The 10,724-nt window shown below is 71.5% G+C and carries 10 protein-coding genes; 7 read left to right on the top strand and 3 right to left on the bottom strand.

Going from position 1 to position 10,724, the window contains the following annotated elements:
- Positions 1-9: 9 nt before the first annotated feature.
- From AB0F77_RS05165 to mscL, 6 genes are all read left to right on the top strand, one after another.
- On the top strand, positions 10-1,509 hold the full coding sequence (locus tag AB0F77_RS05165) for a potassium/proton antiporter (RefSeq protein WP_361942536.1): 1,500 nt from the start codon (positions 10-12) through the stop codon (positions 1,507-1,509).
- Between the two features lie 336 nt (positions 1,510-1,845).
- Complete coding sequence (locus tag AB0F77_RS05160; protein WP_361941675.1) at positions 1,846-3,135, top strand: MFS transporter; 1,290 nt, start codon at positions 1,846-1,848, stop codon at positions 3,133-3,135.
- A gap of 67 nt (positions 3,136-3,202) precedes the next feature.
- Complete coding sequence (locus AB0F77_RS05155) at positions 3,203-3,544, top strand: FmdB family zinc ribbon protein (RefSeq protein WP_361941672.1); 342 nt, start codon at positions 3,203-3,205, stop codon at positions 3,542-3,544.
- Between the two features lie 100 nt (positions 3,545-3,644).
- Positions 3,645-4,478, top strand: a complete 834-nt coding sequence (locus AB0F77_RS05150) for an S-methyl-5'-thioadenosine phosphorylase (RefSeq protein WP_361941669.1) — start codon at positions 3,645-3,647, stop codon at positions 4,476-4,478.
- Between the two features lie 276 nt (positions 4,479-4,754).
- Positions 4,755-5,237 (top strand): hypothetical protein, encoded by a 483-nt coding sequence (locus tag AB0F77_RS05145; protein WP_361941666.1) that lies wholly within the window; start codon positions 4,755-4,757, stop codon positions 5,235-5,237.
- 138 nt (positions 5,238-5,375) lie between these two features.
- On the top strand, positions 5,376-5,846 hold the full coding sequence (gene mscL / locus AB0F77_RS05140) for a large conductance mechanosensitive channel protein MscL (protein WP_361941664.1): 471 nt from the start codon (positions 5,376-5,378) through the stop codon (positions 5,844-5,846).
- A 19-nt stretch (positions 5,847-5,865) separates the two neighbouring features.
- Here the strand turns inward: mscL and AB0F77_RS05135 are convergent, their stop codons facing one another.
- The 3 genes from AB0F77_RS05135 to pflB form a co-directional block, all read right to left on the bottom strand.
- Complete coding sequence (locus tag AB0F77_RS05135) at positions 5,866-6,036, bottom strand: hypothetical protein (protein WP_361941661.1); 171 nt, start codon at positions 6,034-6,036, stop codon at positions 5,866-5,868.
- Positions 6,037-6,097: 61 nt separating this feature from the next.
- Positions 6,098-6,937: a pyruvate formate-lyase-activating protein gene (gene pflA, locus AB0F77_RS05130; RefSeq protein ID WP_361941658.1), complete on the bottom strand. Its 840-nt coding sequence runs from the start codon at positions 6,935-6,937 to the stop codon at positions 6,098-6,100.
- A 12-nt stretch (positions 6,938-6,949) separates the two neighbouring features.
- A complete protein-coding gene (pflB, locus tag AB0F77_RS05125) occupies positions 6,950-9,247 on the bottom strand; it encodes a formate C-acetyltransferase (RefSeq protein WP_361941655.1) in 2,298 nt (765 codons plus the stop codon).
- 228 nt (positions 9,248-9,475) lie between these two features.
- Between pflB and AB0F77_RS05120 the strand changes: the two genes are divergently transcribed.
- Positions 9,476-10,711 carry a low temperature requirement protein A gene (locus AB0F77_RS05120; RefSeq protein WP_361941652.1) on the top strand — a complete coding sequence of 412 codons (1,236 nt, stop codon included), beginning with the start codon at positions 9,476-9,478 and terminating at the stop codon, positions 10,709-10,711.
- Positions 10,712-10,724 lie beyond the last annotated feature (13 nt).

The following is a 10,724-nucleotide window of genomic DNA, read 5'->3' as shown; positions in this document are numbered from 1 at the left end:
GATCCGCCGCTGACTGTCCATCACCTCAACCAGCTCCTGCTCATCTGCTCCGTCGTCCTGCTCGTCGCCGTCGCGGCCGTCCGGGTCTCGTCGCGCAGCGGGCTGCCCAGCCTGCTCGTCTACCTGGGCATCGGCGTCCTCATGGGCCAGGACGGCATCGGGGACATCCACTTCGACAACGCCGAGATGACCCAGGTCATCGGCTACGCGGCCCTGGTCGTGATCCTCGCCGAGGGCGGTCTCGGCACGAAGTGGAAGGAGATCCGGCCGGCCCTCCCCGCCGCCTCCACGCTGGCGCTGTTCGGGGTGGCGGTCAGCGTCGGGGTCACGGCCGCGGGTGCGCACTACGTGACCGGGCTGGAATGGCGGCAGGCGCTCATCATCGGGGCGGTCGTGTCCTCGACGGACGCGGCGGCGGTCTTCTCCGTGCTGCGCCGCATCCCGCTCCCCGCGCGCGTGACGGGCACGCTGGAGGCGGAGTCCGGCTTCAACGACGCCCCGGTGGTCATCCTGGTGGTCGCCTTCTCCACCGCCGGGCCGATCGAGCACTGGTACGTGCTGGTGGGCGAGATAGCGCTGGAACTGGCCATCGGCGCCGGCATCGGGCTCGCGGTCGGCTGGCTGGGCTCCTGGGGACTGCGGCACGTCGCCCTGCCCGCCTCCGGCCTCTACCCGATCGCCGTCATGGCCATCGCGGTCACCGCCTACGCCGCGGGCGCCCTGGCGCACGGCAGCGGATTCCTCGCCGTCTACCTCGCCTCGATGGTGCTCGGCAACGCCAAACTGCCGCACTGGCCCGCCACGCGCGGGTTCGCCGAAGGACTCGGCTGGATCGCCCAGATCGGCATGTTCGTCCTGCTCGGCCTGCTGGTCACCCCGCACGAGCTCGGCGACGACATCTGGCCTGGACTCGTCATCGGGCTGGTGCTGACCATGGTGGCGCGGCCCCTGAGCGTGGTGCTGAGCCTGATGCCGTTCCGGGTGCCGTGGCCGGAGCAGATCCTGATGTCCTGGGCCGGGCTGCGCGGCGCGGTGCCCATCATCCTGGCGACGATCCCCATGGTGAACGGTGTCGATGCCAGCCACCGGATCTTCAACATCGTCTTCATCCTGGTCGTCGTCTACACCCTGGTCCAGGGCCCGACGCTGCCCTGGGTGGCCCGCAAGCTGCGCCTGGGCGACGAACCGGAGGCGGCCGACCTCGGCATCGAGTCCGCGCCCCTGGAGCGGCTGCGCGGCCATCTGCTGTCCGTCGCCATCCCCGAGGGCTCGCGGATGCACGGCGTCGAGGTCAACGAGCTGCGCCTGCCGGCCGGGGCCGCCGTCACCCTCGTCGTACGTGACGGGAAATCGTTCGTCCCCATGCCCACGACGGCGCTGCGGCACGGCGACGAACTCCTCGTCGTCACCACCGACCCCGTCCGGGACGCCGCGGAACGCCGCCTGCGCGCGGTCGCGCACGGCGGCAAGCTGGCCGGGTGGCTGGGGACGAACGGCGGCGGAAGGTGAGCACCTTGAGCGCCTTTCCGCGCGCCGTACTCGGTGCGGTGCGCGCCGTACCCCACGCGCCGCGCGCGTGCCCCACTCACCGTGCTCCGCTCCCCCGACGATCCCAGGTGAACCGTCCTTCGGTGCTCGGTTTCACAGGCGTTCCGGGCCTTGATCCCTGTACGATCGAGGCACCCTGATCGAACCAACTCTGCCTGACGCAGAGCTGGCGCGACCGTATGGCGGCCGGGACGCTCTCCTCAGCGGGCTCCGGTATCCACCGCAGTTCCGCGCAAGAGGACAGCTCTCGGCGCCCCCCGCACGGGCGCGCTACCAGGCGGCAGAAAGGCACGGGCCGTGGCATCCACGGTCACCACCGAGCCGTCGGACACTCCGGCACCGTCCCGCCCGGGCTACGGGCAGCTGCTGCGCACCAGCGGCGCGTGGACGTTCCTGCTCCCCGGCTTCGCGGCGCGTCAGCCGTTCGCGATGCTCACCCTCTCCATCGTGCTGCTCGTCCAGCACACCACCGGCTCGTACGGCGCCGCCGGCGCCGCCGCGGCCGTCACCGGCGTCTCCATGGCCCTGTTCGCGCCCTACGGCGGGCGGCTCGCCGACCGCCACGGCCAGCGCGCGGTGCTGATCCCCGGGGTGCTCGTGCACGCGCTGTCGGGTCTCGCGCTGACGGCGCTCGCCCTGTCGCACGCACCCCTGTGGGCGCTGTACGCGGCGGCCGTGCCCACCGGCGCCTCGGTCCCGCAGATCGGCCCGATGGTCCGCGCCCGCTGGGGCGTACGGCTTCAGGACTCGCCCCTGATGGGCACCGCCGCGGCCTTCGAGTCGGTCACCGACGAGCTGACCTTCGTCGTCGGCCCGCTGCTGGCGACCGCCCTGTGCACCACGGTGGCCCCGGCGGCCGGCCTCGTCGCGGAGGCCGCGCTGACCCTCGTCGGCGGCCTGCTGTTCGCCGCGAGCAGGCGTACGCAGCCGACGGTGACGAAGGACACCCACACGCGGGGGAGGCATCCTTCCGCGCTGCGCGTCCCCGGCGTGCGCGTCCTGGCGGTGGCCTTCCTGGGGATCGGCTCCGTCTTCGGCGGCATGCAGGTCTCGCTCGCCGCGTTCAGCGAGTCGATCGGCGAACCCGGTCTCAACGGCGTCCTGTACGGCACCTTCGCCGCGGGCAACATGCTCTCCGGCGTCGTGTGCGGCGCGATCGCCTGGCGGACCGGCCCGCGCCACCGGCTCGTGATCGGGTACGCGGCGCTCGCGCTCACCGCGTCCGTCCTGTGGACGGCCCACTCGGTGCCCGTCCTGGCCGGGCTCGGCCTGCTGGTCGGCATGTGCATCGCCCCCGCCCTGATCACCGGCTACACCCTGGTCGAAGGGCTGGTCCCGGCCGCCGCCCGCACCGAGGCGTTCACCTGGCTGACCGGCGCGGTCGCCCTGGGCCAGGCGGCCGCCGTCACCGTGGCCGGACAACTGGAGGACCGCTTCCGGGGCGGCGCCGGATTCCTCGTGCCGATGGCCGGCACGATGCTCGCCCTGATCACCTTGGTGGCACTGCGCTCACGGCTCACCGCGCGGCAGCGGAACCGCACGGTGGCACGTGGCGTCGGTCACCGCGAGCCGGTCACAGTGGACTGATCCCCGGGAATACGTCACTATGGACCGTCGTTAGCACTCATCGAGTGAGAGTGCCAGGAGGAAGACAGTGCCGACCTACCAGTACCAGTGCACCGAGTGCGGCGAGGGCCTCGAGGCGGTGCAGAAGTTCACCGACGACGCCCTGACCGAGTGCCCCAACTGCGGTGGCCGCTTGAAGAAGGTGTTCTCCGCGGTCGGCATTGTCTTCAAGGGCTCCGGTTTCTACCGGAACGACAGCCGCGGCTCCTCCTCGAGCAGCAGCCCGGCCACCAAGCCCGCCGGCTCGTCCTCGTCGGGCTCCACGTCGTCGGACGCGAAGACGTCGTCCGCGTCGGGCTCGTCGTCCTCATCGAGTTCGTCGAGTTCCCCGTCGTCCTCGTCGAGCTCCACGAACACCTCCGCGGCCTGACACTCCGCTCGCGAGACCCCGCCGTCACGGGACGACGGGGTCTTCGGCGTTCCCGGGGGACGGGCTTCCGGCGTCCGTCCGGCCAGCTAATGTGCTCGTCATGGCGAACGCAGAGATCGGTGTCATCGGCGGCTCGGGCTTCTACTCCTTCCTCGACGACGTGACCGAGGTCCAGGTCGACACCCCCTACGGGGCACCCAGCGACTCCCTCTTCCTCGGCGAGATCGCCGGCCGGCGGGTCGCCTTCCTGCCCCGCCACGGCCGCGGCCACCATCTGCCGCCGCACCGCATCAACTACCGCGCCAACCTCTGGGCGCTGCGCTCGCTCGGTGTGCGCCAGGTCCTCGGCCCCTGCGCGGTCGGCGGTCTGCGCCCCGAGTACGGCCCCGGCACGCTGCTCGTCCCGGACCAGCTCGTGGACCGCACGAAGTCGCGGCCGGGGACCTACTTCGACGGGCTGCCGCTGCCCGACGGGACCGTCCCGAACGTGGTGCACGTGTCGCTGGCCGACCCGTACTGCCCCACCGGCCGGGCCGCCGCGCTGAAGGCGGCCCGCGGCCAGGACTGGGAGGCCGTGGACGGCGGGACGCTGGTCGTGATCGAGGGGCCACGCTTCTCGACGCGCGCCGAATCGCTGTGGCACCAGGCCCAGGGCTGGTCGGTGGTGGGCATGACCGGTCACCCCGAGGCGTCCCTCGCCCGCGAACTGGAGCTCTGCTACACGTCGTTGACCCTGGTCACCGACCTCGACGCGGGCGCCGAGACCGGCGAGGGCGTCTCGCACGACGAGGTGCTCCAGGTGTTCGCCGCCAACGTGGACCGACTGCGGGGCGTGCTGTTCGACGCGGTGGCCGCGCTGCCGGAGAACTCGGCCCGCGACTGCCTGTGCACGAACGCCCTCGGCGGGATGGACCCGGGGTTCGCTCTGCCGTAGGCGTCCGGGGACGGAACTCCCCGTTCGGGTGAGCGAGTTGTCCACAACCCGTCGGTAGGCCACCGGCTCCGGCGGACATCGGCGCGAGGCCGCATCGTGGGGTCACCAGCCGATCCCTCGCCGCAGGTGGTGGTCCTCATGTCCTTGACTCCCCCGTACCCCTCCCCGTCCTCGTCGCCTTCCTCTCCTTCGTCTCCTTCCCCGTCCTCCTCGTCCTTCCCGCCTCCCTTCCCCACGCCGCGCCCGCTCGGCATCGACGCGCCGGCCACCTGTGAGGTGCCCCACTTCGCGCCGGTCCGGGTGCGCGGCGGCCGCCATCAGCTGCAACGGCTCGTACGGCACCGGCGGCGGGCCGTAGCCGCCGGGCTCGCCGTCACGGCGGCCGCGCTGGTGGCCGCCGGGCCGCGCACCGCCACCGATCCGCACCGCTCCGAGCGGCCCCGCGGGCATCCGGCGGCGGAGCCCGTACGACGGCCGGACGCGGTGGAGACGGTGACGGCGCCGGTGCGGATCGCCGACGCCGCGACCGTCCGGCTGCTGAGGCCGGGGGACCGGGTCGACGTCGTCGCCGCGGACGATCCGGCGACCGGCGGTGAGCCCAGGGTGATCGCGCGCGGCGCGCGGGTGAGCGCGCTGCCCGAGCCACTGGACGACGGCGCGCAGAGCGGCGCGCTGGTCGTGCTCTCGGTGCCGCGCTCCACGGCGGCCCGGCTGGTCGGCGCGAGCGCGACGGCGCGGCTGGCGGTGACGCTGTGCTGAACTTCACCCGTCGTTTGCTTGGCGCCACGCTGTCAAGTCGCTCGATCGGGGGATGGAATTGGACAGGATGGCCTCATCGTGTCGTAGGTTGCGGAGCGTTTCGTTCCACACCCTGTGCACATGAGGAGAGTCCCCGAGGTGAGCGAGAAGAAGGAACCAAGCGTCTGGCAGGGCTTCAAGGCGTTCCTGATGCGCGGCAACGTCGTCGACCTGGCAGTCGCAGTGGTCATCGGCGCCGCCTTCACGAACATCGTCAACTCACTGGTGAAGGGGATAATCAACCCGCTGGTCGGCACGATCGGCACCCAGAACCTCGACAACTACAGCTCGTGCCTGAGCACGTCCTGCCAGGGAACGCACGGCATCCAGCTGCTGTGGGGCTCGGTGCTCGGCGCCACGCTCAGCTTCGTGATCACCGCCGCGGTGGTCTACTTCCTGATGGTCCTGCCGATGGCGAAGTACCTGGCCCGGGTCGAGGCCCGCAGGAAGGCGAAGGAAGGCACCCACGAGGTCATCGAGCTGTCCGAGCTGGAGGTGCTGAAGCAGATCCGCGACGAGTTGGTCGCCCAGCGCGGCTCGGGTTCGGGCTCCACGCCCGACGGGCGCTAGCCGCGCTGCGGAGCGCCGTTCAGAGGTGGTGGGGCGGCTTCTCGTCGAGGAAGCGCTTCAGGTCGGCGTCACCGTCGCCTCGCTCGCCCCATCCGCGGTCCGTGTCGTCCGAGGACGGCCGGCTCAGCGGATCGTCGAAGATCAGCGCGGCCTTCGGGTCGCGCGGCTCGGGGTCGGGGCCGGTACTCATGTCTCAAGGGTACGGCCCCTCCCGCGGCCGTCGTCCGGGCCGGAGCCAGGGTCTGCCGCACTCACACCGCGTACAGGCCGTGGGCCGTGAAGACGTCCCTGGCCCGCGCCGTCTGCTCCGCGGTGGGGCTGGGGGTGTCGTGGAGCGTGAAGGGCATGCCGAGCGCCTGCCACTTGGCCTCGCCCAGCTTGTGGAAGGACAGGACGTCGACGCGCGAGACGTTGCCGAGACCGGCGGCGAAGGCGGCGACGCCCTCGATGTTCGCGGGGTCGTCGGTGAGACCGGGCACGAGCACAAAACGGACGTGGACCTCCGTGCCCAGGTCGGCGAGCCGCCGGGCGAAGGCGAGGGTGGGCTCCAGCGGCCGGCCGGTGACCCTGCGGTAGGTGGCCCGGTCCCAGGACTTGATGTCGAGCAGGACCAGGTCGGTGTCCCGGAGGAGGGCGTCGGTGGCGCGGACCCCGAGGTAGCCCGAGGTGTCCAGGGCGGTGTGCAGGCCGAGTTCGTGCTTGAACCGGTGCAGGAGTTCGCCGGTGAACACCGGCTGGAGGAGCGGCTCTCCCCCGCTGACGGTGGCCCCGCCGCCCGCCGCCGCGATGAACCGCGTGTACTTGGCCGCCTCGGCGACGACGGCGTCGGCCGAGGTCCGCTTGCCGTGGCGCATCCGCCAGGTGTCGGGGTTGTGGCAGTACAGACAGGTCAGCGGGCAGCCGGCGAGGAAGGTCACGAAGCGGGTGCCCGGACCGTCCACGCCGGTCGACAGGTCCCAGGAGTGCACCGAGCCCACGGCGGGCCGCCGGGTCGCCGCGACGGCCGGGGTGACCGGGGTGGCCGCCCGCACGGCGGGGCGCCCGTCCGGCGCCGGCGGGGTCGCCGGCGCGGACGGCAGGGTCGTGGTCATGGTCCCTCGCCCTCAGAGCGAGCCGTGGAAGGTGCGGTTGATGACGTCGAGCTGCTGCTCGCGGGTCAGCCGGACGAAGTTGACCGCGTACCCGGAGACCCGGATGGTGAGCTGCGGGTACTTCTCGGGGTGCTCCATCGCGTCCTCGAGGGTCGCCTTGTCGAGCACGTTCACGTTCATGTGGAACCCGCCGCTCGCCATGTAGCCGTCCAGCACGCCCGAGAGGTTGGCGACGCGTTCGGCGGGGGTGCGGCCGAGCGCGCCCGGGGTGATGGTGTTGGTCAGCGAGATGCCGTCCTCCGCGTCGTCGTACGGCAGCTTGGCGACGGAGAGCGCCGACGCGATGTAGCCGTGCTCGTCACGCCCGTTCATGGGGTTGGCGCCCGGTGCGAAGGGGGTGCCCGCGCGGCGGCCGTCGGGTGTGTTGCCGGTCTTCTTGCCGTAGACGACGTTCGAGGTGATCGTCAGGACCGACTGGGTGTGCACCGCGTCGCGGTACGTCGGGTGCCGGCGGACCTTCTCCATGAACTCGTGCACGATCCAGCGGGCGAGGGAGTCGGCCCGGTCGTCGTTGTTGCCGTACGCCGGGTAGTCGCCCTCGACGACGTAGTCGACGGCGAGGCCGCTCTCGTCGCGGATCACCTTCACGCGGGCGTGCTTGACGGCGGACAGGGAGTCGGCGGCGACCGAAAGACCGGCGATGCCGCAGGCCATGGTGCGCAGGATCGCCCGGTCGTGCAGGGCCATCTCCAGGCGCTCGTAGGCGTACTTGTCGTGCATGTAGTGGATGACGTTGAGCGCGTGGACGTAGGTCTTCGCGAGCCAGTCGAGCATGGCGTCGTAGGCGGTGAGGACCAGGTCGTAGTCGAGGTACTCGTCGGTGATCGGCTCGAAGCCCTTCGCGACGGTCTTGCCGGAGATCTCGTCGCGGCCGCCGTTGACGGCGTACAGGAGGGCCTTGGCGACGTTCACGCGGGCGCCGAAGAACTGCATCTGCCGGCCCATGGCCATCGCGGAGACACAGCAGGCGACGGCGGTGTCGTCCCCGTACTTGGGGCGCATGAGGTCGTCGGACTCGAACTGGAGGGCGCTGGTGTCGATGGCGACGCGGGAGGCGAACTCCTTGAACGCCTCGGGCAGCCGCGGCGACCAGAAGACGGTGAGGTTGGGCTCGGGGGCCGGGCCGAGGTTGTAGAGGGTGTGCAGGGCGCGGAAGGTGGTGCGGGTGACCAGCGGGCGCCCGTCCTCGCCGAGGCCGGCGAGGGACCAGGTGACCCAGGTGGGGTCGCCGGAGTAGAGCTCGTTGTACTCGGGGGTGCGCAGGAAGCGCACGATGCGGAGCTTGATGACGAAGTCGTCGACGAATTCCTGGGCCTGGGACTCGGTGAGGAGGCCGAGTTCGATGTCCCGCTGGAAGTAGACGTCGAGGAAGGCGTCGATGCGGCCGATGGACATGGCCGCGCCGTTCTGCTCCTTGACGGCTCCGAGGTAGGCGAAGTACAGCCACTGGACGGCCTCGCGGGCGGTGCGGGCGGGGCCGGAGATGTCGTAGCCGTAGGAGAGGGCCATGGCCCGGAGTTCCTCGAGGGCGCGGATCTGCTCCCGGGTCTCCTCGCGCTCCTGGATGACTTCCGCGGTGGGCCACTCGGCGTCGAGCAGGACACCGACCGCCTCTTTGGCCGCCACGAGCCGGTCGACGCCGTAGAGGGCGACGCGCCGGTAGTCGCCGATGATGCGGCCGCGGCCGTAGGCGTCGGGCAGGCCGGTGATGATGCCGGAGGAGCGGCAGGCGCGGATCTCGGGGGTGTAGGCGTCGAAGACCCCGTCGTTGTGGGTCTTGCGGAGCTTGGTGTAGATCGTCCTGATGGCGGGGTCGGGGTCGTACCCGTAGGCGGTGAGGGCGTTCTCGACCATCCGCCAGCCGCCGTTGGGCATGATGGCCCGCTTGAGCGGGGCGTCGGTCTGGAGGCCGACAATCAGGTCGAGGTCGGGGTCGACGTAGCCGGGCGCGAAGGCGTCGATCCGCGACGGGGTGTGGACGTCGACGTCGTGGATGCCCCGCTCGTTCTCGACGGGGAACATCGCGAGGAGCTTGTTCCAGACCTTGGTGGTGCGCTCGGTCGGGCCGGCGAGGAAGGCGGCGTCGCCCTCGTAGGGGGTGTAGTTGCGCTGGACGAAGTCGCGGACGTCGATGGACTCCCGCCACCGGTCGCCCCGGAAGCCGTCCCAGGCGCCCCGGGCCGCCAAGGTCTCGCCCGCCGTCTCTTCCGCGGGTGTCGCAGGGGTGGTTTCCGCAGGCGTGGCAGTCATGACCCGCACCTTCCGCATCGGCTGGTGGCTACGGATCCATTGCACGCCTCCGGCGCTCCCTCCGGGCGCCGCGTTGGTCCTCGATCACCGGCCGAAGGTCCCCCGGCGGGCCGGGCCGGTCGGCCCCCGTGCCGTCCGACCAGGCCATTGTCCCGGAGCCGCGACCCCAGGACGTTTTGTGAATCGCTTCACAAGATTTCGGTGCGGTTTTCTGCTCTCCTGGGTGACATGACGCCGAGTTCCGCTCACCCGCCCGCCTCTCCGGACGGGCCGCAGACCCGACGGCCGTTGCGCCCCCTCACCGCGCGCGGGCGCGGTGAGGCCCACCGGGTCGCCTCGCCGCTGGAGCTCTTCTTCGACCTGTGCTTCGTCGTGGCCGTCGCGCAGGTGGGCGTGGGGCTCGTGCACGCCGTCGCCGAGGGGCACGCGGGCGAGGGCATCCTCAACTACGCGATGCTGTTCTTCGCCATCTGGTGGGCCTGGATGAACTTCACCTGGTTCGCCTCGGCGTACGACAACGACGACGTCCTCTACCGGGTCGTCACCCTCGTCCAGATCGCCGGCGTCCTGGTCCTGGCCGCCGGTGTCTCACGGGCGTTCACGGACCACGACTTCCTGGTGGTGTGGCTCGGCTATGTGATCATGCGGCTGGCGATGGTCGCGCAGTGGCTGCGGGCCGCGAGATCCGCCCGGGGCGCGGAGAGAACCATGGCCCTGCGGTACGCGGGCGGCATCCTGATCTGCCAGGTCGGCTGGGCGGGGCTGGTGGTGCTGCCGGAGCCCGCGCGCCCCTGGCTGTATCTGGTGATGGTGATCGCGGAACTGTGCGTGCCCCTGTTCGCGGAGCGGATCAACGCCACCGCCTGGCATCCGCACCACATCGCCGAGCGGTACGGGCTGTTCACGATCATCGTGCTCGGCGAGACGATCGCCGCGGCGACGGCCGCCGTGAAGTCGGCCCTGGACGAGCACGACGTCCTCGGCGAGCTGCTGCCGATCGCGGCGGGCGGTCTGCTGATCGTCTTCTCCGCCTGGTGGATCTACTTCGTGGTGCCCGTCCACGGTCATCTGCGCGGCAACCGGCAGTCGTTCCTGTGGGGGTACGGCCACTATCTGATCTTCGCCTCGGCCGCCGCGATCGGCGCGGGTCTCGAGGTGGCGGTCGAGCACACGGTGGGTGAGTCGCCCGTCTCGGCCCTGTCCGCCTCGGCGGCGGTCACCCTGCCGACGGCGCTGTATCTGCTCACGGTGTGGGCGCTGCACGCGCGCCACTTCAAGTTCGGCATCAGCCAGCAGCTCGTGCTGCCGGTCACGGCCCTGCTGGTGATCTGCTGCACCTTCCTGGGCGACTGGGCGGTGCTCGCGGCGGGAGTCGTGTGCGGGCTGTCGGTGGCGGCCGGTGCGACGCTGACGGCGCGCAGGTCCGGGCAGGGGCGCGCGGCGAAGGCGGGCGCCCCCGTCTGATCGCCGCACTCCC

The sequence above is a fragment of the Streptomyces sp. NPDC026672 genome (assembly GCF_040638185.1).
Taxonomy (GTDB): domain Bacteria; phylum Actinomycetota; class Actinomycetes; order Streptomycetales; family Streptomycetaceae; genus Streptomyces.
This window is presented reverse-complemented; position numbering and strand designations above follow the sequence as displayed.